General features: G+C 69.6%; 20 protein-coding genes and 5 pseudogenes. 10 read left to right on the top strand and 15 right to left on the bottom strand.

Features of this window, described 5'->3' with window-relative positions; genetic code table 11:
• Positions 1 to 142 precede the first annotated feature (142 nt).
• Positions 143 to 1273: a winged helix DNA-binding domain-containing protein gene (locus ACIHCQ_RS35210; RefSeq protein WP_399671948.1), complete on the top strand. Its 1131-nt coding sequence runs from the start codon at positions 143 to 145 to the stop codon at positions 1271 to 1273.
• Here the strand turns inward: ACIHCQ_RS35210 and ACIHCQ_RS35205 are convergent.
• Positions 1191 to 1441 (bottom strand): annotated as a pseudogene (locus tag ACIHCQ_RS35205) (zinc ribbon domain-containing protein); the annotation flags it as partial. The gene ACIHCQ_RS35210 and the pseudogene ACIHCQ_RS35205 sit on opposite strands and share 83 nt — an antisense overlap.
• An 852-nt stretch (positions 1442 to 2293) precedes the next feature.
• Here ACIHCQ_RS35205 and ACIHCQ_RS35200 point away from each other — a divergent pair.
• On the top strand, positions 2294 to 3031 hold the full coding sequence (locus ACIHCQ_RS35200; RefSeq protein ID WP_399671947.1) for an alpha/beta hydrolase: 738 nt from the start codon (positions 2294 to 2296) through the stop codon (positions 3029 to 3031).
• A 444-nt stretch (positions 3032 to 3475) separates the two neighbouring features.
• On the opposite strand, the gene ACIHCQ_RS35195 is transcribed toward ACIHCQ_RS35200, so the two are convergent.
• Both ACIHCQ_RS35195 and ACIHCQ_RS35190 read right to left on the bottom strand, forming a co-directional pair.
• On the bottom strand, positions 3476 to 4240 hold the full coding sequence (locus ACIHCQ_RS35195; RefSeq protein WP_399671945.1) for an MBL fold metallo-hydrolase: 765 nt from the start codon (positions 4238 to 4240) through the stop codon (positions 3476 to 3478).
• Positions 4241 to 4722: 482 nt separating this feature from the next.
• Entirely contained in the window at positions 4723 to 4992 is a 270-nt protein-coding gene (locus ACIHCQ_RS35190; RefSeq protein WP_399671943.1) for a hypothetical protein, read from the bottom strand.
• A gap of 26 nt (positions 4993 to 5018) precedes the next feature.
• On the opposite strand from ACIHCQ_RS35190, the gene ACIHCQ_RS35185 reads away from it, so the two are divergent.
• Positions 5019 to 5195, top strand: coding sequence for a hypothetical protein (locus ACIHCQ_RS35185; RefSeq protein WP_399671940.1), 177 nt, complete (start codon positions 5019 to 5021; stop codon positions 5193 to 5195).
• A gap of 1041 nt (positions 5196 to 6236) precedes the next feature.
• Positions 6237 to 7082, top strand: a pseudogene (locus tag ACIHCQ_RS35180) (ATP-binding protein); the annotation flags it as partial.
• A gap of 227 nt (positions 7083 to 7309) precedes the next feature.
• On the opposite strand, the gene ACIHCQ_RS35175 reads toward ACIHCQ_RS35180, so the two are convergent.
• The gene (locus ACIHCQ_RS35175) at positions 7310 to 7927 is read right to left on the bottom strand and encodes a hypothetical protein (protein WP_399671938.1); all 618 of its coding nucleotides are present in this window, start codon (positions 7925 to 7927) and stop codon (positions 7310 to 7312) included.
• A gap of 138 nt (positions 7928 to 8065) precedes the next feature.
• Here ACIHCQ_RS35175 and ACIHCQ_RS35170 point away from each other — a divergent pair, with 138 nt between their 5' ends.
• Both ACIHCQ_RS35170 and ACIHCQ_RS35165 read left to right on the top strand, forming a co-directional pair.
• Entirely contained in the window at positions 8066 to 8593 is a 528-nt protein-coding gene (locus ACIHCQ_RS35170) for a DinB family protein (protein ID WP_399671935.1), read from the top strand.
• Positions 8594 to 8646: 53 nt separating this feature from the next.
• Positions 8647 to 9171 carry an AAA family ATPase gene (locus ACIHCQ_RS35165; protein WP_399671932.1) on the top strand — a complete coding sequence of 175 codons (525 nt, stop codon included), beginning with the start codon at positions 8647 to 8649 and terminating at the stop codon, positions 9169 to 9171.
• A 73-nt stretch (positions 9172 to 9244) separates the two neighbouring features.
• Here the strand turns inward: ACIHCQ_RS35165 and ACIHCQ_RS35160 are convergent, their stop codons facing one another.
• From ACIHCQ_RS35160 to ACIHCQ_RS35130, 7 genes and pseudogenes are all read right to left on the bottom strand, one after another.
• Positions 9245 to 9850, bottom strand: coding sequence for a sugar O-acetyltransferase (locus ACIHCQ_RS35160; RefSeq protein WP_399671929.1), 606 nt, complete (start codon positions 9848 to 9850; stop codon positions 9245 to 9247).
• 150 nt (positions 9851 to 10000) lie between these two features.
• Positions 10001 to 10390, bottom strand: coding sequence for a D-ribose pyranase (rbsD, locus tag ACIHCQ_RS35155; RefSeq protein ID WP_399671926.1), 390 nt, complete (start codon positions 10388 to 10390; stop codon positions 10001 to 10003).
• Entirely contained in the window at positions 10387 to 11283 is an 897-nt protein-coding gene (locus tag ACIHCQ_RS35150; RefSeq protein WP_399671923.1) for a ribokinase, read from the bottom strand. The genes rbsD and ACIHCQ_RS35150 overlap by 4 nt, the downstream gene beginning before the upstream one ends.
• A 47-nt stretch (positions 11284 to 11330) precedes the next feature.
• Positions 11331 to 12236, bottom strand: a pseudogene (locus ACIHCQ_RS35145) (D-ribose ABC transporter substrate-binding protein); the annotation flags it as partial.
• A gap of 140 nt (positions 12237 to 12376) precedes the next feature.
• Positions 12377 to 13367: pseudogene (locus ACIHCQ_RS35140) on the bottom strand (ABC transporter permease); the annotation flags it as partial.
• Positions 13357 to 14889 (bottom strand): sugar ABC transporter ATP-binding protein, encoded by a 1533-nt coding sequence (locus tag ACIHCQ_RS35135; protein WP_399671920.1) that lies wholly within the window; start codon positions 14887 to 14889, stop codon positions 13357 to 13359. The pseudogene ACIHCQ_RS35140 and the gene ACIHCQ_RS35135, both read right to left, overlap by 11 nt.
• A complete protein-coding gene (locus tag ACIHCQ_RS35130) occupies positions 14886 to 15926 on the bottom strand; it encodes a LacI family DNA-binding transcriptional regulator (RefSeq protein WP_399671917.1) in 1041 nt (346 codons plus the stop codon). The genes ACIHCQ_RS35135 and ACIHCQ_RS35130 overlap by 4 nt, the downstream gene beginning before the upstream one ends.
• 505 nt (positions 15927 to 16431) lie before the next feature.
• Between ACIHCQ_RS35130 and ACIHCQ_RS35125 the strand changes: the two genes are divergently transcribed.
• Entirely contained in the window at positions 16432 to 17067 is a 636-nt protein-coding gene (locus ACIHCQ_RS35125) for a hypothetical protein (RefSeq protein ID WP_399671914.1), read from the top strand.
• Positions 17025 to 17543: a hypothetical protein gene (locus ACIHCQ_RS35120; protein ID WP_399671911.1), complete on the top strand. Its 519-nt coding sequence runs from the start codon at positions 17025 to 17027 to the stop codon at positions 17541 to 17543. Before ACIHCQ_RS35125 ends, ACIHCQ_RS35120 begins: the two co-directional genes overlap by 43 nt.
• Before the next feature lie 147 nt (positions 17544 to 17690).
• Here ACIHCQ_RS35120 and ACIHCQ_RS35115 read toward each other — a convergent pair whose 3' ends face one another.
• From ACIHCQ_RS35115 to ACIHCQ_RS35105, 3 genes and pseudogenes are all read right to left on the bottom strand, one after another.
• Complete coding sequence (locus ACIHCQ_RS35115; RefSeq protein WP_399671908.1) at positions 17691 to 18149, bottom strand: hypothetical protein; 459 nt, start codon at positions 18147 to 18149, stop codon at positions 17691 to 17693.
• Entirely contained in the window at positions 18146 to 19612 is a 1467-nt protein-coding gene (locus ACIHCQ_RS35110; RefSeq protein ID WP_399672002.1) for a hypothetical protein, read from the bottom strand. Before ACIHCQ_RS35110 ends, ACIHCQ_RS35115 begins: the two co-directional genes overlap by 4 nt.
• 176 nt (positions 19613 to 19788) lie before the next feature.
• Positions 19789 to 19971: pseudogene (locus tag ACIHCQ_RS35105) on the bottom strand (NmrA family transcriptional regulator); the annotation flags it as partial.
• A gap of 112 nt (positions 19972 to 20083) precedes the next feature.
• On the opposite strand from ACIHCQ_RS35105, the gene ACIHCQ_RS35100 reads away from it, so the two are divergent.
• Both ACIHCQ_RS35100 and gap read left to right on the top strand, forming a co-directional pair.
• A complete protein-coding gene (locus ACIHCQ_RS35100) occupies positions 20084 to 21040 on the top strand; it encodes a GlxA family transcriptional regulator (RefSeq protein WP_399671905.1) in 957 nt (318 codons plus the stop codon).
• 124 nt (positions 21041 to 21164) lie between these two features.
• Positions 21165 to 22163, top strand: a complete 999-nt coding sequence (gene gap, locus ACIHCQ_RS35095; RefSeq protein ID WP_399671902.1) for a type I glyceraldehyde-3-phosphate dehydrogenase — start codon at positions 21165 to 21167, stop codon at positions 22161 to 22163.
• A gap of 27 nt (positions 22164 to 22190) precedes the next feature.
• Here gap and ACIHCQ_RS35090 read toward each other — a convergent pair whose 3' ends face one another.
• Entirely contained in the window at positions 22191 to 23603 is a 1413-nt protein-coding gene (locus ACIHCQ_RS35090) for an SMI1/KNR4 family protein (protein WP_399671898.1), read from the bottom strand.
• Between the last annotated feature and the right edge of the window lie 26 nt (positions 23604 to 23629).

The raw sequence follows: 23629 nt of genomic DNA, 5'->3' as shown, positions 1-23629 counted from the left end.
GCGCGGTGACGAAGTAGATGATCCGGGTGCCGTCGATGTCATCGGTGAAGTCGGTGTGGTCGGTGTAGTCGCGCAGCAGGATGCCGAGGTCGGGGTTGACGGAGGCTGACGGGTGCGGGACAGGGCAGAATCCTGGGCTGTGATGATCACCGCGCCCGAACTCAACCGAGCCACCCTCAGCCGCCAGCTGCTGCTGGACCGCGAGCCGCTGACCGTCCCCGACGGAGTACGGCGCGTGGTCGCGCTCCAGGCACAGCACCCGGCCTCGCCGTACCTCGCCCTGTGGAACCGGCTCACCGGTTTCGCTCCGGCCGAGCTCGACGTCGCCTTCACCGGACGTTCGGTGGTCAAGGCGACCCTGATGCGGATCACCCTGCACGCCGTGCACGCCGAGGACTACCCGGTCTTCCGCGCGGCGATGCAGCCCACGCTGTACGCCTCCCGGCTCGGCGCCCGCTTCGCCCTCGCGGGGCTGACCCCCGCGGACGCCGACGAGCTGGTGCCGGAGCTGCTGGCCTTCGCCCGTCGGCCGCGGACCTCGGCACAGATGCAGGCGTGGGCCGAGGAGCGGCTCGGCGCCGAGAAGAAGGACGCGGCGTGGTGGGGGCTGAAGGCGTACGCGCCGCTGCTCCACGCCCCGACGGACGCGCCATGGTCCTTCGGCCTCCGGCCGTCCTTCGTCGCAGCCGGAACCGGGCCCGTGCCCGCGGACCGGGCGGTGGAGCCTCAGGCGCTGCGGACCCTGATCCTGCGCTATCTGGCGGGGTTCGGGCCCGCGTCGGTCGCGGACGTGGCGCAGTTCGCCATGGTGCAGCGGGCACCCGTCCGCGCGGCGCTCCGTACTCTGGACGGCACCGTCGAGCAGCTCCAAGGCCCGGACGGCGGCACGCTGTTCGACCTCCCGGGCGCCTCCCGGCCGCCCGCCGAAACCCCCGCCCCTCCCCGGCTCATGGCCATGTGGGACAGCATTCTGCTGGCCTACGCCGACCGCAGCCGGGTAATACCCCCGGCCTACCGCCCTCTGGTGATCCGGCGCAACGGCGACGTACTGCCCACCCTGCTGGTGGACGGCCATGTCGCCGGTGTGTGGCGCCCGGTGGACGGCGGCATCGAGGCCACGGCCTTCCACCCTCTGTCACCCGCCACCTGGGACGGACTCGCCGCGGAGGCCCAGTCCCTGATGACCCTCCTCAGCGACCGCGAGGCCGTGGTCTACAGCCGCTACCACCACTGGTGGGGAAAACTCCCCGAGGCCGAGGTACGGATGCTTTGATCGCCCTGGTCCTACCTGCGCTCTGCGAGGCGTTCAGCCTGTCCGCCCGTCCCGCAGCCAGGGTGTTGTGTGCCGCGTTGTCGTCGCGGTCGTGGACGGCCCCGCAGCCTGGCAGGTCCATTCTCGGACATGGAGGGGTTTGGGTCCGTCCCTGAGGCCGCACACGGAGCGGTTGTGGACTGTTGCCGCAGTCGCTGCAACTCGGAAACGGTTCCGGTACCGATCGCCGTGAAGGCCCAGACCGCTCTCTGCCGGGCCTCGGGTTCGGGGGCTTCAGCAGCGGCCCGTACACCCCCGGATCGGCCGCTTTCGGTCGTACCGGTGCCCACCCGACCCTCCTTGCCACTTCCGGTGAGTCCGCCGACGCGGCTGCCTCTGCCAGCGGGAGGAGAGCGGGCTCCCCGATCCTGCACAGCACGTCCGCCGAGACAGTCCAGTCGACGGGTGACCGCTCGTCACAGAGCACGGCAAACGGCCAGGTCCACGGATCTGTTTCCTGACGTTTTCCGGCCAGGAGTGCTGCTCAATGACCACTGACCTGGCTCTCAACGTAGCGGACATGTTCGCGATGACGCCCGCCCTTCTGCGTCGTTCCACTCGATCGGGCGTCCTCGTCGGTGCGTCGTGCGACCAGCAGACTCCTGAAAGGTGAAGTTCTCCGTGCTCAAGTCCTCGGCCGCTGAAGTCGCGGTCGTCACGGGCCGTGGAGGCTGCGATGAGACCCCAAGTAGCTCTGCGTAGTGGGCGATTTCGCCACGCTGCGATCACGTCACAGGCCCGAAGCCCTTAACTGCACGGCCTTGGCCCTTAGGCGAAGGGCTCCGTGGCATCCGGCCACGGAGCCTCCGCGAAACCCGTTGGCAGACCACGGCGACCACTGCTACTTTTCCGGAGGCCGTGCGAGAGAACCAGGAGGTGGTACCCGTGAACGTATCGACATGGGTGCTCTCCTCCGGGGTCACGGTCGGGCGATAGGTCGTCCGGGAGCGCCGTACATGAGCACTCCCGAAAGGCACGACCATGCAATTCACTTCTGAACAGCACCTCGACGACGGCGTCCTCGAGCGCGAATTCACCCTCGGCGAGATTCCCGGCATCCTGTGGACGCCCGCATCCGCATCCGCACCGGCGCCGCTGATCCTGATCGGCCACCCTCCCCTCGGACTGCGCAAGATGTACCCCCGGCTGGCGGGGCGGGCCCGGTACTACGCGGCGGAGTACGGCTGGGCCGCGGCCACCATCGAGCTCCCCGGGAGCGGTGACCGGCCCCGTTGGGCCGCCGCCGAGCAGGCCCGCGCCGACCTGCGCCGGGCGATGGAGGCCGGCGAGCCGGTAGGCGACGAGATCGTCGACGCCCTCGTCCTCCCGCTGGTCGAAAAGGCGGTCCCGGAATGGCAGGCCGCCCTGGACGCGCTCCTTTCGCTGCCGGAGATCGGCGGCCCGGTCGGGTTCGAGGGGGGAGTGATCTCCATCGGCATCCGCCTTGCGGTGGTCGAGCCGCGCATCGCGGTTGCCGGCTTCTTCGCCGGGAGTTTCGTCCCCGCCGCCATCTTTGAGGAGGCCCGCCAAGTCACCATTCCGCTGCGGGTCCTGTTGCAGTGGGACGACGAAGGGAACGACCGGCAGGCGGCCCTCGACCTGTTCGACGCCTTCGGCTCCAAGGAGAAGTCCCTGCACGCCAACCTCGGCGGGCACACCGGCGTCCCGCGGTCCGAGATGGAGGACGGGACCCGGTTCTTCGCCCGGCACCTGAAGTGAGGCCGGGCCGTCAGGCCGGCAGCAGACGGTAGTGGCTGGGGCGGCGTTCAGCGGCCCCACCAAGGCGACTCCAACTGGCCCCAGTTCGCGGGTGTTTTGTGAAGATCAGGCGTTGTGAAGTGGCTCCGGGTGGCGGCTTGTCTTGGGACCACCGGTCTCCAGATCGGTTGCCGGGACTGGCGCAGTTGTCACCGCGCGAGTCCCGGCTCGCAAACCTCGGCGCCCGGGAGCCACCCGCGAAGCCTGCCCGTCTTTGGCCCTGCGGCTGGCCGTCAGGGCCAAAGACGGGTCCGTTTGCGCGGCCTTCGACGAGCACACAGTCATCGTTTTCCCCGTGAGCGCTCCGTCGACTCACAGTTGATGGCTTTCTCAAGATCCGGGCTAGGAGGAGCCGGGACGCCCACAGGGTGTCGATCCGGCAGACCCGCCAGGAGCCCCCGGGCCCTACCGCCCTCGGGCCTGCTCCAGGTTCGACCGGTGAGGGCCGGAGAGCCAGTCCGCATGCGGCCCCAGACGCGCGTCGACCGGTTCCTCTCCTCGCCGGAGCGCGTCGATGTAGGCATGATCGGCGGCGAGGCGGGCCGCCACCTCGGGACCTTCGGCCACGGCGCCGTGGCCGGGGACCACCACATCGACGTGCCCGGCGGCCTCACCCAGCCGGTCGAGCGCGGCTTCGTAGGCTCCCACCTGATCGTCTTGGCGAAAGTCGAAGAGCGGGATCAGGACGTCGGAGAGCATGTCGCCGGCGAGCAGGACGCCACGGTCCGCGAGGAGGACCGCGGCGTGGCCGACAGCGTGCGCCTGATGCTCGATGATCTCGCCCGGCACCGGTCCGCCGTCCGCGGGCAGCGGGGTGACTAGCGCGACCAGGTCGAGAGGGATGCCGGACGCGCTCTCCGCCGCCATCGCCTGCGCCCGCTCTCGGGCTTGACTGGCAACGTGGGCGGCGGCGGGGGTGGCGTAGCGCGGCACGTCGCCGAACCGGGGATGCCAGAGCAGGTGGTCCCAGTGGGGATGGGTGGAGAACCCGCCGACCACCGGAATGCCGAGCCGGTCCACGTCATCGGCGAGTTGGTTCAACTCGGAGCCATCGATGCCGGGATCGATCAGGATCAACCCATCCTCCCCGCGCACCGCGATGGAATTGGCCCAGACCCACTCGCTCTGCCGGACCCAGACGCCGTCGGCCACCTGATTCAGCTTGCCCATCTCCACTCCAATCGGTTGGTTACAGTGCTGAGACTGCGATCCGCAGCCAAATTCATCGCTTTCAGCGCCCGCTGGGCGCGATGTTGTGGTTGAGGTGAAAGACGTTGTCGCCGACGTTCAGGTCATCCGCTGATCGGCCGTCCGCAGGGCGAGTTGGCCCGGATCTTGCATCAAGGTGACCGCCCCGGCCAGGAGGTAGTCCCGAACGCCGCCTTCGGGTCATGGGCGAGCTGATCGAGGAGGAGCTGATCCACCTCTGCGGCCCGAAGGACAAGCACGACCCGGAGCGAGGCGCGAAGCGCCACGGCGCCCGGCAGGCCAAGGTGGTGCTCCGGGGGGCGCAAGGTCAAGGCCCGTCGGCCCAGGGCCCGGACGACCACGGGCGAGGAGGCGAAGCTCCGCACCTGGGAGCTGTTCGCATCCGAGGACCTGCTCAAGGAGCGGACCGTGGAGACGATGCTCGCCGGACTCTCGACCCGGCGTCACAGTTCCTCCGCACCGACCCGCACGCCAACAAGGCGAACATCACGGCCGCGGTCGGAAAACGAGATCGCGATGCTCGCGGTCACTGGCTCGGCGAACATCGCGAACGGGCACGGGCCCAGCCGGAAAACGGCCGGAACACAGACCCGCACCACCGAGACTGTTCCCATCTGTGGAAACGGCCGCTGTTCCCGTTCCGCAACACCCTCACCACCTTTGAGGCTGGAACCCCCGTACAGCGGGGCAAGGACGACGACCCCGGCGGTCATACGCCACCGTATCCAAGGGGATTGCTGTGAACCGTACGCTGCTGACCACGCGGTCGGCCCTGATTCTCCTGCTCGCCGTCCTGTGCGGCATCGGGGCAGGCATCCTGACCACCTTTGCCGGAGTAGGCCCTGCCGAAGCAGTCCTGTCCGGTGTGACGGCCTTCGGTTTCACCGTTCCGTTCTTCAACACTCTCGTCGACTGACCTCGGAGACCGCCAGGAGACGGGCGGCTGTCTCAGCGAGTGGGAACCTTTGTCATCGAACGATACGAAAATGCAGGAGGAACAGTGGGGAAGCACGGGGCCGGCGGTGGGGAAATGCCCTTCGGCGACGCAGAAGACCTCAAGGGCTTCAAACCCCTGTCGCCCAAACTCTCGCCTGAAGTTCGCGATCTGGCTCTCACGATGCGGGGCCTGTTCCAGGCCACGGGGAGGTCGGCGCACCAGTTCGCCGCTTACCACCACCTCAGCACGGCTTCGATCTCCCGCTACCTCGCGGGTGAGCGCATTCCCCAGAAGCAGTTCCTTGATGTCCTGATGAAGTCTGCCTGCAAGATCCATGGGCTGGAGGTCACCGCCGAACTGCAGGGACATGTCTACCAGCGGCACCGAGAGGCGCTGCTGGCCAAGCAACCCGCGAGGTACCGCGAGCAGATGGCCAGCGACCGCCTGGAGGACGCGATCTTGCAGAGGGAGCAGGCCGAGCTGCAGATTCACGATCTTCGGATCAGTGTTTCCGACCAGAAACGCCGGATGCGTGAACTTGAGGGGTGCATTCAGCAGATCGAGGCAGCCAGCGCACGCGACCGGCAGCGCCTCGGAGTGGAGCTGGAACTGCACCGCCGGCAGAAGGCCGACTTCGAAGAGCAGTACGAGCAACTGCGCAAGACGATCGAGGATCTGGAGGCGGCCCTGGAAGAAGCGGTGCGAGAACGCGACGCCGCGCAGAGTTGCTGTGCGGAACTTGAAGCGGAGCTCGCCGCCGCGCATGAGCTGGCCGCGCGTGAAGAACTGAAGCGGCAGGCCCGCGAAGAACGTCTGCGCATGGCCAAGGCGGCGGACGTCGCCGAGCAGCGCCGCGCGGATCTCGAGCGCGTCCACAGAGAAGCGGAGCAAGTGCGCTTGGCCGCCGACCGGGATGTCGCCGCCCAGCTCGAAGAGGCCGAGGCGAAGGCCATAGAAATCATCAAGGAAGCCACTACCAAGGTGACAAAGATCCGGCCCTCGGTGATGAGGAGGCCGGCGGCACTGCGCCAGTTACGGGACGCGACGCTGGCAGTCGCCGAGGAACAGTTGCCCGAACTGATCGCGCAGCTGTGGCGGACCGGCCTGCCAGACGTCGACACCCGCGTCCAGCCGATCCCCATCAACACCAGCGACGAAATCGGCCAGGTGGCCCGCGCCTTCGACCAGGTCCACCGCCACGCCGTCTGGCTCGCCACCGAGCATGCCATGCTCCGTAAGACGCTCACCACCCTCTCGCGCCGCACCCAGGGGCTCATCGAGCGCCAGCTGACCCTGCTCGCCAACCTGGAGAACAACGAGGCCGACCCGGACCAGCTGGCGAACCTCTTCAAGCTGGACCACCTGGCGACCCGTATGCGCCGCAACGGCGAGAACCTCCTCGCCCTCGCCGGTGAGGAGCCCGGCCGCCGCTGGAACCAGCCGGTACCGCTGGTCGACGTCCTGCGCGCCGCGTCGTCCGAGGTGGAGTCGTACGAGCGCATCGAGCTGTCCGGCGTCCCGGAGACGGAGATCCGCGGCCGGGCCGTGACCGACCTCGTGCACCTGCTGGCGGAGCTGCTGGAGAACGCCACGGCGTTCTCCTCGCCGCAGACCAAGGTCCGGGTGACCGCGACCCGGCTGCCCGACGGCCGGGTCATGATCGAGATCCACGACAAGGGCATCGGCCTGAACCCCGAGGACTTCGCGGACATCAACCACAAGCTGGCCGACCCGCCGACAGTGGACGCCGCGGTCTCGCAGCGCATGGGCCTGTTCGTGGTCGGCCGACTGAGCGTCCGGCACGGCATCCGCGTCCGGTTGCTCCCGAACGAACACAGCGGCACCACCGCGCTCGTCCAACTTCCCCTCGATCTTCCCGTCGGGTGGTCACCGTGAAAGTGGTCCTGCGCCGTCCTTGTGGCCCGTGACGAAGATCAGGTGGCTGTCCTCCCCGGGAGCCGGCCGCCCGGGCCGGCGGCGCTGGACGCACACCGGGGTGTGAGGGACCTGTACTTCCTCGACGAGAGCTGGTTTCGCCCGACCATGCCCACCGGATACACCTGGTCACGGGCAGGGCAGCGGGCCGTCGTGCCCTATTCGCTCAACCCCACGATGCCCCAGCCCCGCCGGGCGGCTTCGGTGAGGACGCGGCCCCAGTCCTCCAGCAGGTCCGTGAACTCGTCGAAGTCACCGACCCAGGCCTCGGGAACGGCGGCATGCTCGATGAAGGCCCCACGCAACCTGCCGAGCAGGGGCCGTACCCGCTCCCATGTCGCGGCCAGTTCGCGAACGCTGTCCGGCGACCGTGCGACCAACAGGCCGTACGAGACTCCGGGGTCGTCGTAGAAGAATCCCGGATCCGTGTGCTGCGCCTCACCGTCCGGCCCGTCCCAGATCAGCCCGAGCAACAAGGTGTCCAACCCGGTCCGCACCAGCGGGTCGGCATGGTCGCGGAGGGACTCCCACCGCTGCCCGGCCCAGAAGTGCGCTTTGAACGAGCCGCAGGTACGCAGGAACTCGTAGACGCCGAAGAAGGCGCTGTCAGGCCCCCGCGGCCACTCCCAGTCGCCCTCGACTACCGGAGCGCCGTGGTCCCACAGCCCCGTCTCATCGGCGTACCAGGCATTCCTCAACCGCGACAGCCGCTCCCGGGGCGGCACCTCCCCCAGCCATGACCAGTCAACGGTCATCACAGTGATGTCCAGTCCCATGGGGGTAAGGCTACTGATCGCCCGTACGCATGGCGTCGTGGTCGGTGCCGGGTTCGGCGGTGTTGCTCCAGCGCCGGCGGCCTCGTCCGGGGGCTTAATCGTTGTCCAAGCGGGGCGACGACGTGTGAAGGTCAGTCGATGCACGTAACCCGATGTGATTTGCTGCGCTGGCAGTTTGACCTGACATGGTCACTGTTCGAGTACCACCTGGAGCGACTGGAGCCCGAGGACTTCCTGTGGGAGCCTGCGCCCCTGTGCTGGACGGTACGTCCGGATGCTGAAGGGACGTGGATGCCGGACTGGGCGGAGACTGAGCCCGAGCCCGTTCCCGTCCCGACGATCGGCTGGGTGAGCTGGCATATCGGCTGGTGGTGGAGCGTGGCCATCGATCACGCACAGGGACGGACGCCTCGTGAGAGAGCCGAGATCGCTTGGCCCGGTGAGGGGAAGGCGGCCATCGAGTGGTTGCGTGGCCTGCGTGGGGACTGGCTGACGGTGCTGGACCGGTTCACCGACGCTGACCTGGACGTCACCGCCCCATTTCCATGGCAGAACGACCCCGAGCACACCGTTGCCCATATGGCCGGCTGGGTGAATGCCGAACTCATGAAGAACGTCGCTGAGATCGGCCAGCTCAGGCTGCTGCGTGCGGTGTCCTCAGGGTGAATAGTCCGCCGGGGGTCGCCGGCTCCCATCTGGTTTCCCTGAAAGATCCAGCTGTGACGACGTTGTTCCTGACGGTCGGCCTGCCGGGGGCCGGAAAGACCACGAGGGCCCGGCAGCTGGCCAAGGAGCACAGCGCGCTGCGGCTGACGCCGGATGAGTGGATGATGCCGCTGTTCGGCGAGCCGGAGGCGGACGGGAAGCGCGATGTCCTGGAAGGACGGCTGCTCTCGCTGGCTCTGGAGGCACTGAGGCTTGGAACCAACGTCGTCCTGGATTTCGGCTGCTGGTCTCGTGACGAGAGGTCCGCGATCCGCTGGTTGGTGGAGTCTGTGGGTGCGTCCTGTCGCCTTGTGTACGTGCCGGTGGACCATGAGACCCAACGCGCTCGGATCGCCCATCGCCGGTCGACCACCCCGGATCGGACCTTCCCGATGAGCGAGGCGGACCTCGTGCACTGGAGAACGTTGTTCGAGGAGCCCGACGCCGCGGAACTCGATGGGCAGGAGGTTGGCGGTCCGCCTCCTGGGTGGTCGGGCTGGCTGGAGTGGGCCGCCGACCGGTGGCCGTCGCTCGCATGACTGTCCGGTCGACAACCTGGCCGTGCCAGACGGTCAATTTTCCCGTTGCGACCTCCAGAGCGGCGAACAGGCTCTAGTCGACGGCGAATGTTCGAGTGGTCAGATCGTCATCTGTGATGGGACGGAGTGCTCTGCAGGGCGTCCCGACCGCGACCACCATGGGCGGGATATCCCTGCTGACAACGCTGCCGGCGCCGATGACCGATCCGTAACCGATACGGACCCCCGGCAGGACGACGACGTTGCTGCCGATCCACACCTTGTCTTCGATGAAGATCGGTTCCGAGAACCGCGCGAAGTCAACGCGACGCGCCGGGTGGACAGGGTGCCCCGTCGTGGTAAGCGTCACGTTGGGGGCGATCATGACATCATCCCCGATGCGGATATCGACATCGTCGACGAATGCGAGGTTGACGTTCCCGAAGAAGTCATTGCCGATGTGGACGTTGCTTCCGAAGCCGGCGCTGAACGGCGAATGCAGCACAGTGCGCTCTCCGACCGACCCGAGGATCGCGACAAGCAGCGACCTCCGCGTGTCAGCGTCGCTCGGCGGGGTGTGGTTGTACTCGAAGATGAGATCGGTTCGTCGCCGCGAGGCCTGAAACGCTGCCTCGGACTCGGTATAGATGAGGCCTTGCCGTATTCGGTCCAAGACATCTTGCTCGTCACTCCCCGGCACGTCAGCGCTCTCCCTCCGCACCGGACCCGACGCAGTTGGGGACCAGTTCAGACGCCAAGCATACGTACGCACCATCAGCGAGTAGACGATCACCGCCAGGTGACCGCGAGGGTGTCCCGACGCGTCGCGGCTCAGCGACGCATTGAACGGTCAGAAGAAGACACCGCAGCGCAGAAGCACGTTCGCGTACGGGCGTGCCTCGCCGCTGCGGACCACCAGGCGGGCGCCCGCCGAGAGCGTCTTCAGTTCCTCGTGAGAGACCAGGACCAGCCCGGGGAACGACGACTCCAGCAGTCGCGCCGCCTCCGGATTGGCCTCCCGGATCTCCGCCGCCGCCGTCGCTCCCTCCACCGCCAGCTCGGCCAGCAGGCCGTCCAGCACCTCCGCGAAGGACGGCACCCCGGCCACGAAGGCGAGGTCGACGACGCGCGGGCCAGCCGGGATCGGCATGCCGGCGTCGCAGATCAGTACGCCGTCGCCATGGCCCAGTTCGGCGAGGGCGCCCGCCAGATGGCGGTTCAGAATTCCGGCCTTCTTCACAGGGCCCTGGTCTCCTCAGTGGTCGGGAAGGACGTCTGCGCGCCCTCCTTGGTGACGGTCGCCGCACCCACGCGGACCGCGAAGGCCGCGGCCGTCGGCAGGTCCTCGCCGAGGCCGAGGCGCCAGGCCAGGGCCGCAGTGAAGGCGTCGCCCGCGCCCGTGGTGTCGATGGCGGCGACCTTGACGGACGGCACTGTGACGCTCCCGGATCCGGAGGCGACCAGGGCGCCCTCCGCGCCCAGGGTGATCACCACCGATCGCGGACCGAGGGCCAGCAGGGCACTCGCCCATTCCTCCGCCGAATCATGGGTGGTGCCGAGGATGACGCGCGCCTCGTGCTCGTTGACGACCAGCGGGTCGCAGGCGGAAAGGATCTCCGCCGGAAGGGGCACCGGCGGAGAGGGATTCAGTACGAACCGGGTTCCGGGAGCCAGGTTCCGTACCACCTCGGCGACCGTCTCCAGCGGGATCTCCAGCTGGGCCGAGACCACCCGGGAGGCCGCGAAGAGGCCGGCCGCCGCCCGTACGTCCCCGGGGGTCAGCCGGGCGTTGGCGCCCGGCGAGACCACGATGCTGTTGTCGCCGGACGGGTCCACCGTGATCAGGGCAACCCCGGTGGGCGCGCCGCCGACAAGGACGCCGATGGTGTCGACGCCGGCCGAGCGCTGGGACTCCAGCAACAGCCGTCCGTGGCCGTCGTCGCCGACCCGGGCCAGCAGGGCCGTACGGGCCCCCAGGCGGGCGGCGGCGACCGCCTGGTTCGCGCCCTTGCCACCCGGGTGGACGGCCAGGTCGGAGCCGAGGACCGTCTCACCGGCCTCGGGGCGGCGGTCGACGCCGATCACCAGGTCGGCGTTGGCCGACCCTACGACCAGCAGGTCGTAGTCGTGCATCCTTGTCCTGCTTTCCCTGGATGGGCCTCAATGGCCCTGGATGGTGGTCAGGAGAAGTCGGCGACGTTCGCGGCGGTGACGACCTTCACCGGGACCTTGATCGTCTTCTCCACCTTCTCGCCCTTCGCGGCCTTCACCGCGTTCTGCACGGCGATCTTGCCGAGTTCCTTCGGCTGCTGCGCCACCGACGCGTACAGCGTCCCCGCCGTGATCGCCTTCAGCCCGTCCGGCGTACCGTCGAAGCCGACCACCTGGACGGACTTCCCGGCCTTGCTGCCCAGCGCCTTGATCGCGCCGAGTGCCATCTCGTCGTTCTCGGCGAAGACGCCGTTCACGTCCCCGTTGGACTGCAGCAGGTTCGTCATGACGTCCAGGCCCTTGGTGCGGTCGAAGTCCGCCGGCTGCTTGGCGGCGATCTTTATGCCCGGGTACGCCTTGAGCCCTTCGGTGAAGCCCTGACCGCGCTCGCGGCTGGCCGACGTACCGGCGGTGCCCTGCAGGATGACGACCTTGCCCTTGCCGCCCAGCTTCTCGGCCAGCGCCTTCGCGGCGAGCTGGCCGCCCTCGATGTTGTCGGAGGCGACGGTGGCGGCGAGTTCGGCGCCGTTGACGGTCCGGTCGGCGGCGACGACCGGTATGCCGGCCTTGTCGGCGGCCTTCACCGACGGCGCGGCGGCGTCCGAGTCCACCGGGTTGATGATGATGGACTTCATGCTCTGGCCGGTGAAGTTCTGCAACTGGTTGGCCTGCTGCGAGGCGTCGTTCTGCGCGTCGCTGACGGTCAGGTCCACGTTCTGGGCCTTGGCCTCCGCCTCGGCGCCCTCCTTCAGCTGCACGAAGAAGGGGTTGTTGAGCGTTGAGATCGACATGCCGATCTTGGTGCCGGAGCCGGAGGACCCGGAGGCCGAGTTGCAGGCGGTGGAGGTGAGGGCGAGGGCGGCGACGGTCGCGGCGACGGCGACAAGCTTCTTCGTACGCATGGCTGCTTCCTTGCAGTGAGCGGGGATTGGGGAGCGGGGAATGGGGGGTGGAGAGCGGGGAATGGGGATTGGGGAGCGGGGACTTGCGCGACGTTCGGTTGGGGGTCAGGAGGCAGTGCGGCGGCGCAGCGTGTCCAGCAGGACCGCGAGCGCGATGACCACACCGATGACGACCTGCTGCCAGAAGGCGGACACCGACAGCAGGTTGAGGCCGTTACGGAGCACGGCCAGGATCAGGGCGCCGATGAAGGTGCCCGATGCCTTGCCGACGCCGCCGGAGAGGCTGGCACCGCCGATCACGACGGCGGCGATGGCGTCGAGTTCGTAGCCGAGAGCGGCCTGCGGCTGGGCGGAGACCAGGCGGGAGGCGAGGACGATGCCCGCGACGGCCGCGAAACCGCCGGAGAGCGCGTAGATGGCGAGCTTCTGCTTCTTGACGCGCAGCCCGGACAGCCGCGCCGCCTCCTCGTTGCCGCCGATCGCGTACATCGAGCGCCCGAGGTACGTACGGGCGAGGATCACGGCGGTGACGATGCCCATCGCGATCATCACCAGGACGGGGACCGGCAGCCAGCCGCCGAGGGTGTTGCCGAGCGTGGAGACCGAGTCGGGGAAGGCGATGGGGCTGCCCTGGGAGATGACCAGCGCCAGGCCGCGGCCGACCGAGAGCATGGCCAGCGTGGCGATGAACGGCGGCAGTCTGCCGTACGAGACGAGGGCGCCGTTGACGAAGCCGCAGGCGATGCCGGTGGCGACGGCGAGGATCACCGCGAGCCACACCGGCAGGCCTTCGGAGGTCGCCGTCCACGCCAGCACGGTGGCGGAGAGCGCGGCCACCGAGCCGACCGACAGGTCGATACCGGCCGAGACGATGACGAACGTCACGCCGAAGGCCAGGATCGCCGTCACGGCGGCCTGGACGCCGACGTTGAGCAGGTTCTGGGTGGTCAGGAAGTCGCCGGAGAGCAGCGACATCGAGACGGTGAGGACGATGAGGGCGCTCAGCGCGCCGTTGTCGAGCAGGACGCGGCGGACCGCGGTCGCGGCCCTCGTCTTGCCCATGTCGCTCTTGCCCATATCGCTCTTGAGCGTGTCAGTGGCCACGGCCGGCCGCCCCTTCCTTGAGTTCCTTCATTGCGGATGTGTTGACCGCCAGTGCCATGACGGCGTCCTGCGTTGCTTCGTGCGCGGCGAGTTCGCCCGCGATCCGGCCCTGGGCCATGACCAGCACCCGGTCGCTCATGCCGAGCACCTCGGGCAGATCGCTGGAGATCATGAGCACCGCATGGCCCGCGGCCGTCAGTTCATTGATGAGCTGGTAGATCTCGACCTTGGCGCCCACGTCGATACCGCGGGTCGGCTCGTCGAGGATCAGCACCTTGGTGTCGGCCAGCAGCCATTTGCCGATGACGACCTTCTGCTGGTTGCCACCCGACAGGGTGCGTACATGCTGGTCGAGGCCGGCCATCCGGACGCCGAGCTGCTCGGCGATCCGGGCGGCGGCCCTGCGCTGGGCCCCGCGGTCGACCAGTCCGGCGCGGGTGGCCGCGCGCAGGGTGACCAGGCCGAGGTTCTCCTGTACCGAGGCGTCGAGGACGAGGCCCTGGCCCTTGCGGTCCTCGGGGACCAGGCCGATTCCCGCGGTCATCGCGGCGCCCACGTCGTGGCGCGGGAGCCTGCGTCCCGCCACCTCGACCGTGCCCGCGTCATAGGGGTCGGCGCCGAAGACGGCCCGTGCGACCTCTGTGCGGCCCGCGCCGACCAGACCCGCGATGCCGACGACTTCTCCGGCCCGTACCTCGAAACCGACATCGTGGAAGACGCCGTCGCGGGTCAGGCCCCGCACGGTGAGCAGGGGAACTCCGGCGTCGGCCGGCTCGCGCGGGTACTGCTGCTCGATGGACCGGCCCACCATGAGCCGTACGAGATCGTCCTCGGGAGTCGAGGCGGGTACCTGGCCGACGCTCTTGCCGTCGCGCAGTACGGTCACCCGGTCGCCGAGGGCGGCTATCTCCTCCAGATGGTGGGTGATGAAGACGATCCCGACGCCGTCCTCGCGCAGCTTGCGCACGATACCGAAGAGCTTCTCCACCTCCTCGGAGGTGAGTACGGCCGTCGGCTCGTCCATGATGAGGACCTGGGCGTTCAGGCTCAGCGCCTTGGCGATCTCCACCATCTGGAGCCGGGCAATGCCCAGTTCACGGACCTTGGCCCTGGGTGAGACAGTCAGGCCGACCCTGTGCAGCAGCTCTGAGGCCGCGGCCTCCATCCGCTTCCGGTCGATCATCCCGAAGCGGCGTGGCTGGCGGCCGAGGAAGATGTTCTCGGCGACCGTGAGGTCGGGTACGAGGTTGAACTCCTGGTAGATGGTGGCGATGCCGAGCCGTTCCGCGTCCTGCGCCCCGTGGATACGTACCTCACGGCCGGCGGCGAGAACGCGGCCGGAGTCGGGGCGGTAGGCGCCGGAGAGCATCTTGATCAGAGTGCTCTTGCCCGCGCCGTTCTCACCGAGCAGGACATGCACCTCGCCCCGCCGGAGGTCGAAGTCGACGCCGTCGAGCGCGACCACACCGGGGAAGGTCTTGCGTATCCCCTCGATACGCAGCAACTCGTCCGGGTTGCTCACGGGTTGCTCCTCTGGTCCTTGGAGGCGGGTTCGTGGTCCCTGGAGGCGGGTTCGCCGCAGGAACGGCGTACGACGAGACGGGCGGCCAGGGTCACGGACTGCGGCGGACGGCCCTCGATGAGGTCGACCAGCGCCCGTACCGCCGCGCCGCCCAGCTCGCCCGTGGGCTGAGCGATCGCGGTGATCGGCGGGTCGGTGTGCGTGAACCACGGGATGTCGTCGAAGACGGCGAGCGCGATGTCGTCCGGGACATGCAGGCCGTGCGCGCGCATCGCGTCGAGTGCGCCGAGCGCCATCAGGTTGTCGGCGGCGAAGACGACTTCGGGCGGCTCGGGGAGAGCGAGGAAACGTTCGGTGGCCCGTCGGCCGCTGGCGGTCTGGAAGTCGCCCTGGCCGATGTACGCCTCGGGCAGCGGCAGTCCGTGCTCGCCTATCGCCTGGCGGAAGGCCTCGACACGCTCGCTGCCGGTGGTGGTGGTCGCGGGGCCGGTGATGATGGCGAGCCTGCGGTGGCCGAGAGCGTGCAGATGGGCGACCAGATCGCGGATGGCCCGGCGGCCGTCGGCCCGTACCACCGGCACATCCACGCCGGGGATCCAGCGGTCCACGAAGACCATCGGGGTGCCTGTGCGCGCCGTGTCCAGCATCAGCGGCGAGCCGCCCTCGGTCGGCGATACGAGGAGTCCGTCCACGCGGCGGTCGAGGAGCGTACGGACGTGATGGTCCTGCAACTCGGGCCGCTCGTTGGCGTTGCCGAAGATGACGCTGTAGCCGAGGGCGCGGGCCTCCTCCTCGACGGAGCGGGCCAGTTCGGTGAAGTACGGGTTGAGCACATCGCTGATGACGAGGCCGAGGGTGCGGGTCTGGTCGGTGCGCAGCGAGCGGGCGACGGCGTTGGGGCGGTAGCCGAGGGCCGCGACGGCTGCGAGGACGCGCGTCCGGGCCTCGGCGCTGACCGAAGGGTGGCTGTTGAGGACGCGCGACACCGTGGCGACGGACATGCCCGCCTCGGCCGCGACGTCCTTTATGCTCGCCATGGTCCGGACCCACCTCCTTGTGGAATCGATTACACGGAGCATTGGAATCGATTACACCTGGAAGAGCAAGACCCCGAGACCGGATTGTGATAAGGGCACGAACCTGTGGACGCGGCGGATACCGGGCCCGATACGGCCGCCCTGGGCCGGGCGCCGGGATGTGGGCCGTGAGACGTCGGTCCGCACCGCGAACAGGGGCGGCGGAGCTGACCGCCCCTTCCGCTCGCTCTTCCGCGCCGCCGCCGTCCGTAAAACCCTTGCTCGGACACTGCTCCGTCCTGTTACGGTCCTCCCAGTCGCCCGGTCCCGCCTTGGTCCGGGCCCCATGTTTCCTCCGCCTGGTGATCAGGGGTGGCGGCGAGGGCGCGTGTCCCGTCCTTCCGCAGTCCTGGACGTCCCTGGCGGGCCACGGGTCGCGCCATTTTCTTCAACGCACCCCCGACGGGGTGTTCAGGCGCCGGCGACCTGGGGTGGCCCGTCGCACCCGGCGGCGACGAAGGTCCTCATGTCGTCCGCCACATCCGGATACCGCCCACTGCTGCGCATCCCCGGCGCCCCTGCCTTCTTCCTCACCGCCGCCGTGGGTCGTGTCGGCATCGCCATGACCGGCCTCGGCCTGGTCTGGCTGCTCCACGCCCGCACCGGCTCCTACGGCACCGCCGGCCTCGCCACTGCCGGGTTCGCCCTCGCCGAGGCGCTGATCGGCCCTCACCTGGCCCGCTTGGTCGACCGGTTCGGCCAGACCTGCGTCCTGCCGTTCTGCCTTCTCGCCCACGGCACCGCCATCGCCGGCGTCCTCGCGTCCACCACCCCGGCCGCTGCGATCGCCTCCACCACCTGCGCCGGCGCGGCCATCCCCCAACTCGGAGCCCTCTCCGCGGCCCGCTGGGCCCACCTGCTGCGCGGGCAGCGGGCCGACGAACTGCCCACCGCCTTCTCCTGGCCGGCGCCATCGCTGCGGCCCTGCTCCTGGGCGGAGGAGGGGCCCTGGCTGCCCAGCGCCGTACCGCGCCCCCGCCCGCCCGCGGGCACGCCGAGCGCGCCCGCCGCGAACAGAGCCTGTTGCGACCGGACTTCCTTCTCCTTGCCATGCTCAACGTGGCCATCGGGCTGTACTTCGGCACCATGGGCGTCTCGGTGAGTGCCTTCGCCACGGAGCACGGCGTGCCCGATGCGGCCGCGCCGATCATCGCCGCCTCCAGCCTCAGCGGGCTGCTCTCCGGGTGGCTCTACGGGCTGCGCCGGCACCGCGCCCCGGCGCATCTCCAACTCGTCATCGCCACCGCGTACCTGACAGGCACAGCACTGCTGCTTCCCCTGGCCCCGTCCGCGATCTGGCTCGGCGCGGCCGTGGTAGTCACGGAGGCGGCGGTGCCGCCCACGCTCGTCCTGCTGAACGTCCTCACCGAGAAATCCGTCCACCCGACGGTCCTCACCCAGGCGTTCACCTGGAACAATTCCACCAGCGCGGCCGGTTCGGCACTGGCGGCGTTCCTCGCCGGCCGCACCGCCGACGGGCTGGGCGCTTCCGCCGCGTTCGCACTGGCCCCCGCGGCTGGACTCGCTCTCCTCGTCCTCTCCGTCACCGCCCGGCACCGGTTTGCATCAAGCCACTAGTGTCAACAGCCCATCAAGGCAGCCCATCAAGGCAACCGAGCAAGCTGTCCCGCTCTTGCCCGGACACGTCCCTGTACCGGCACACAGCCGCGCGACTCTGCCACCGGAGGCGGGCCGTCGCCCGGTGCGCGGGGCGGAGATCCGTGGTCAGCGCCCGACCTCCAGGATGGCACCGTCGGACACCCGCCGTATCAGGTCGAGTACCGCCTCCTGGACTCGCGCGAACTCCGGCACCGACCCTGCCTCCGACACCCACAGTTCGACCCGGGCCCGCCGGACGCCGTCGCCGGCCTCCAGGAACGCCGGCGCGTCGTCGTCGGCCTGCGTTGGCCGCACGTGCCGGACGGTCCACAGCCGCTCCCGCGTAACCAGCTCGACGAGCCCGCGGACCTCATCCGGATCGAGCCGCCCGGAGAACTCCAGCCGCTCCCGGCCCTGGGTGACGGTCGACCACAGCACATAGCGCCCGTTGTCCTCGAAGCGCGCGTCCGTCTCGCCGTAGAACTCCGAGCCGATGTGGTAGGCGATCCAGAATCCGCCGGCCTCGCCCTGCGCCGGCCACTCGGCGGCGATGGCCTGCAGATCCCCGGCGGCGTGAGCGTTCATGGAACGATACTAATCGTGCGGCCGGGGAACCACCCGGCGGCGACGGTGACAAGGAACTTCAGGTGGCGCGCCTTGAGTTCGGCGGCGGCGATGCCCTGGGTGTAGAAGTTGCCCATCAGGCTGTGGTCATTGGTGATCACGCGGCCCGGCAACTGGGCGTTGGCGTACTCGTCGGACGCGCCGAGGATCATGTGCCCGCATTCGTGCGCGAGGACGATATCGGGGACGCTCGTCTCGCCGGAGTAGCCGAGCTGGTACATGTTGCCGCCGGCCGCCGACGCCATGGAACGGCCGTGCAGCCCGCCGTGCAAGGTCACCGGGTAGGTCGCCGACGGGTTGGGCACGACCCGTACCGTAATCGGGTAGTCGCCGTCGCCGGTGGTCGGACCGCCGCCGGGCGGCCCGACCCGCAGCTTGTACTTACCGGTCATGTAGGAGGTCACGGCCGTGATCATCCGGTTCTGCAAGGCCTCGAACCCGCCGACCGCGAACGTTCCGGCCGAGATGAACTTGACCTCCTTGGTGATCAGCACCCCGTTGCGGAGCACCAACGCGTTGGAGGTGTAGGCGTTTCCGGTGTCGGTCGTGTTGGTGAACGGCGCCGACCCGATCTCGATCAGGGGTGCCAGCCGGGGGAAGGCAGTGGCCGCCCCGCGCAGTGCCAGGATCTGGTCCATCGTCAGCGCCCGCAGCCGGGCCTTGACGTCGTCGTCGCTGAAGCCGTTGAGCACCTGCGCCGCCGCCGCCCACTGCCCCGCGCTCACTGCCGCCCGCCACTTGACGTCCAGCAGGGCGCTCCGGACGCGGGCCAAGGCCTCGGGCGTCGCGGCCAGCATCAGGTCCACCTGGGGCGGGCCGAGCGCCCTGGTCCGCACGGCAATGCCGGGATCGTTGAACCCATGGAGCACTGTGGCGGCCTCGGCCCAGTGGGCGGTGCGTACACAAGCCTGGAAGGCGGCGTCGCGATCGCGGTGTTCGATCGGTCCCAGGAGCCGCTCCGTACCGGCACCACTCATCGAGCCGAGCACAGCGGTGTACAGCCAGATCAACTGATCGTGGTTGAGACCGGCCACCCTCGTGACGATGCCGCCGTTGTCCAAGCCGTTGAGCACCCGCGCCGCCGCCGCCCACTCCCCCGCGCCCACTGCCGCCCGCCACTTGACGTCCAGCTGCTCCGCCGATTCCGGGGGCGACTGACGCTGCACATACGCGGAGGCGACCAGGCCCGTGACCGCCTTATTGCCAACGGCCCGTTGCAGACGCAGACATGCGGCGGCCCTGGTGGCCGGGTCCGATCGGCCGCCGCGCAGCAGCGCCGCGCCGGCCGGGGTCCCGTGGACGGCTGCCCCCAGCGGCGCCGGCGCGATCTCCGGACGGGTCCTCGCCGGGGCGCGCGGTCGCCGGAGCGCGGCGGCGTCTGACCGTTCGCCCCGCCCCGCCCGCCGCGCCGTCGTCGAGTCCACCGCTCCAGCATCGACCTGTCCGGCGCCATCACAATGTCCGCAAGGGCAGCGGAACGGGCACTCCCCCATGCCCCGGCTCCGAGACCCGCGCGCCGGTCGGGACGGCCGGACGGTCGGCAGCGAGTCCAGAACCGCCCGCCGGCCGTCCCCGCCATGCGAGGCTGGTGGATTTCGGTGGCGAAGGTGCGGGGCGCTCGGCCGAGGACCCGCTCGGCGTCGGGGCTGATCCGCTGCTCGGCGGGGTCGGGCTCGCCGATCGCATCGAGGGTGGTCTCGACCACGGGCTCGGGCATGAACCGCAGCATCTGCGCGCGGGCCTCCTCGCGGGTTTGCTCGATGAACAGGACCGGCTCGCCGAGCTGGCACGCCGGATCACCGCGATCACACCGAAGGTGACCCAGCGGCCGAAGCCTCGCCTCGCTGTTCCACGTCGTACGGGACGGCGACCAGCACCGCTGTACCCTCTTCCCCGTGCCAGCCTCCCGCCTGTATCGCGTCGCCGTCCTTGTGCTGGAGGGCGCGAAACCGCTCGATGTCGGCATTCCCGCACAGGTGTTCACGACCCGCGCGAGCATGCCGTACGAGGTACGAGTGTGCGGCGCGGCACCCGGGCTCGTGACCGGCGGCGACGGCCTGTCGTACTACGTCGCCCATGGCCTCGACGCGCTTGCGTGGGCTGACATCGTCTTCGTCCCCGGCTACCGGTTCCCGGACCGCGACGATCCGCCGCAGGCCGTCGTTGACGCGCTGATCGCCGCCCACGACCGGGGCGCGCGGCTCGCCGCCATCTCGACGGGCGCCTTCGCGCTCGCTGCCACGGGCCTGCTCGACGGCAAGCGCGCCACGACCCACTGGCATTACACGCGGGCGCTCGCGGCGAAGCGTCCGCTCGTTCAGGTCGACGAGAACGTTCTGTTCGTCGACGAGGGCAGCGTGCTGACGTCGGCCGGCGCTGCCTCCGGCATCGATCTGTGCCTGCACATTCTGCGCGGCGACCTCGGGGTGGCCGCGTCAAACCACGTGGCCCGGCGCCTGGTCGCGGCCCCCTACCGTAGCGGCGGGCAGGCGCAGTACGTGCCGCGCAGCGTGCCCGAGCCGCTCGGCGAGCGGTTCGCCGCCACCCGCGAGTGGGCGCTGCACCGGCTCGACGCGCCCCTCACCCTCGCGGTACTCGCCCGGCATGCGACAGTGTCGCCGCGCACGTTCTCGCGTCGCTTCGTCGAAGACACCGGGTACACGCCGATGCAATGGGTCATGCGCGCCCGTATCGACGTGGCCCGTGAGCTGCTCGAGCGTTCGGAGCGGAGCGTCGAGCAGATCGCCGCCGACGTCGGTCTCGGCACCGGTGCGAATCTGCGGCTGCACTTCCAGCGCATCCTCGGCACCACGCCGAGCGAGTACCGGTACACCTTCGCCCAGGGCGAGTAGCCCGCCGCCACGTGGCCGCCATGCGGCCGCCACGTGGCGCGATCCTTTCGGACCATGGCACTCACGCCGCTGTCACGGGCGGATGCCGCGCGCGAACCTGATGACAACCGAAGGGACACCGCTCATGACTCGTATCGCCATCAACGGATTCGGCCGCATCGGACGCAATGTGCTGCGCGCACTGCTCGAACGCGACAGCGACCTGAAGGTCGTCGCCGTCAACGACCTCACGGAGCCCGCCACCCTCGCGCGGCTGCTCGCCTTCGACACGACGGCCGGCCGGCTCGGTCGCCCGGTGACCGCCGACGGGGACACCCTCGTCGTCGACGGCCGTCGCATCACGGTGCTCGCGGAGCGCGAACCGGCGAAGCTGCCGTGGGCCGAGCTCGGCGTCGACATCGTGCTCGAGGCGACCGGCCGCTTCACGTCGGCTACGGCCGCCCGCGCGCACCTCGACGCGGGCGCGAAGAAGGTGCTCGTCAGTGCGCCGTCGGACGGCGCCGACGTCACGCTCGCGTTCGGGGTCAACACCGACGCGTACGACCCGGCCGCGCACACGATCATCTCGAATGCCTCGTGCACGACCAACGCGCTTGCGCCGCTGGCCGCGGTGCTCGACGAGCTCGCCGGCATCGAGCACGGCTTCATGACGACGGTGCACGCCTACACGCAGGAGCAGAACCTTCAGGACGGTCCGCACCGCGACCCCCGCCGCGCTCGCGCCGCCGCTGCCAACATCGTGCCGACCACGACGGGCGCTGCCAAGGCGATCGGCCGCGTGCTGCCGAACCTCGACGGCAAGCTGTCGGGCGACTCGATCCGAGTACCGGTTCCGGTGGGCTCGATCGTCGAACTCAACACGACCGTCGCCCGCGACGTGACACGCGAGGACGTGCTGGCGGCGTACCGCGCCGCGGCGGAGGGGCCGCTCGCCGGCATCCTCGAGTACTCGGACGACCCGCTCGTGTCGTCCGACATCACGGGCAACCCGGCATCGTCGATCTTCGACTCGGCCCTCACCCGCGTCGACGGCCGCCACATCAAGGTGGTCGCCTGGTACGACAACGAGTGGGGCTTCTCCAACCGCGTGATCGATACGCTCGAGCTCCTCGCCACCCCCTGATCCAGCCGGCCGGCTACGGCTGGCCGACTACGCCACAGGGCCGGGGCCCAGGGTGCCTTCAACAACGGTCTGGATGATCCGGGGCCGGTCCCAGAGAGCGAGGAGTTCGTTGGCGATGGCCACGATGGTCAGGGGGTTGTGGTTGCCGTGCACCTCGATGGCCGCCGCCGACAGGCTGCGGGGGACGGCTCCGGCATCGAGGAGGACGCGCCATTCCGCCGGGCCGAGCTCCAGGAACTCCAGTCCGGTGAGCTCGGCGATCTCCAAAGGATCGGCGAGCGTGCCGGGGTAGGCGGTAAGGGTACGCAGGCGGGGCAGTCCGGTGACGGGGGCAAGGCTGAGCGGCGCACCGTCCCACACGCCGATGGACAGGACTTCCAAGCCGGGGTGGGCAGCGGCCTGGATGCTCTTCAGACTGGCGATGTTGACCCTGGCCACGACCGGTGGCTGATCCCTGCGACGATCACGGCGCTCTTCCCTCCTCCGGCTCATCACCAGGTCCGTGAGGGAATCGGCCAGGATTTCGGCGCCGATATTCTGTTCATGGTCGAGCATGATGATCTGCCCCGTGTGTCCGCGCGGACCGGGTGTCAGATCGACCGCCAGCCGGTCCCCACCGCCGTTGTCCCCGAATGCGATCCAGCCGGGTGAGCCGACCAGGCCCTGCACCACGGCGTCGGGCGGGGTGACGACCGCCACCATCGCCGCGAACTCCCAGCGACAGTGACGGGACGACGCGTCGGCAACGTACAGCTCCTCCAACGCGAAAAGCTCGCAGCCGACCGCCGCGGAGACGCGTTCCGCTGCCTCGTAGTCGTCGCCCCAGTCCTCCCACCGTGCCCGTGTCACCCGGTAGAGAGCCTTGAGCTCGTCGGGCAGGGTGACGCCGAGGCGGGCTTCCGCGGCGGCGATCTCCGCCTCCGTCGCGCCGATGGCGTCGGGCAACCGCTCGCGGAGCGTCTGCTCCAGCAGCTCCGGATTCGCCGAAGGGGCCTGCACCGCCCCGGGTACCGAATCGGGGAGGCGGTGCCAGGGCTCGGGAAGGGAGCCCTCGACCAGGATGAGCGCTCCCGGGTGCGGGTTGCCGATGCCGGGCTCCACGGCGGGGCTGGGCCCGAGCAGGTGGAGCGCGGTCTTCCCGGTCGGCGAGATCTCCGCTGTGAACGAGATGTCGTCGACGCCTGCGTCCGCCAGCGCGCTCTGCACCCGCTTCACCGCGTCGAGCTCGTCCTGCATGTCTTCAATCTGGGCGGCTCGACCGGGGGGCGGCAGCCGTCGCTGCAGGGCCAGACTCCAGCCATGTCGGCCGATGCGTCCCTCCACGCGGGCGGACGGGGCAGCAGCATGCTTCTCCGCGTCGCCGGCCCGCAGGAGCCGCAGCACGGGCTCCCAGGTCGCGAAGTCGTGTATGGAGGGCAAGGAGGGTTTCTGATCAACCATGCACAGACCGTACGCGGGCCCTCGGG

This window comes from Streptomyces sp. NPDC052236 (assembly GCF_044548015.1).
Classification (GTDB): Bacteria; Actinomycetota; Actinomycetes; order Streptomycetales; family Streptomycetaceae; genus Streptomyces.
This window is presented reverse-complemented; position numbering and strand designations above follow the sequence as displayed.

Bases quoted from the DNA above. Each gene is read 5' to 3' on its own strand.
- ACIHCQ_RS35210 (WP_399671948.1), top strand. From the start codon at position 143: ATGATCACCGCGCCCGAACTCAACCGAGCCACCCTCAGCCGCCAGCTG.
- ACIHCQ_RS35200 (WP_399671947.1), top strand. From the start codon at position 2,294: ATGCAATTCACTTCTGAACAGCACCTCGACGACGGCGTCCTCGAGCGC.
- ACIHCQ_RS35195 (WP_399671945.1), bottom strand. From the start codon at position 4,240: ATGGGCAAGCTGAATCAGGTGGCCGACGGCGTCTGGGTCCGGCAGAGC.
- ACIHCQ_RS35190 (WP_399671943.1), bottom strand. From the start codon at position 4,992: ATGACCGCCGGGGTCGTCGTCCTTGCCCCGCTGTACGGGGGTTCCAGC.
- ACIHCQ_RS35175 (WP_399671938.1), bottom strand. From the start codon at position 7,927: ATGGGACTGGACATCACTGTGATGACCGTTGACTGGTCATGGCTGGGG.
- ACIHCQ_RS35170 (WP_399671935.1), top strand. From the start codon at position 8,066: ATGCACGTAACCCGATGTGATTTGCTGCGCTGGCAGTTTGACCTGACA.
- ACIHCQ_RS35150 (WP_399671923.1), bottom strand. From the start codon at position 11,283: ATGCACGACTACGACCTGCTGGTCGTAGGGTCGGCCAACGCCGACCTG.
- ACIHCQ_RS35130 (WP_399671917.1), bottom strand. From the start codon at position 15,926: ATGGCGAGCATAAAGGACGTCGCGGCCGAGGCGGGCATGTCCGTCGCC.
- ACIHCQ_RS35125 (WP_399671914.1), top strand. From the start codon at position 16,432: ATGTCGTCCGCCACATCCGGATACCGCCCACTGCTGCGCATCCCCGGC.
- ACIHCQ_RS35115 (WP_399671908.1), bottom strand. From the start codon at position 18,149: ATGAACGCTCACGCCGCCGGGGATCTGCAGGCCATCGCCGCCGAGTGG.
- gap (WP_399671902.1), top strand. From the start codon at position 21,165: ATGACTCGTATCGCCATCAACGGATTCGGCCGCATCGGACGCAATGTG.
- ACIHCQ_RS35090 (WP_399671898.1), bottom strand. From the start codon at position 23,603: ATGGTTGATCAGAAACCCTCCTTGCCCTCCATACACGACTTCGCGACC.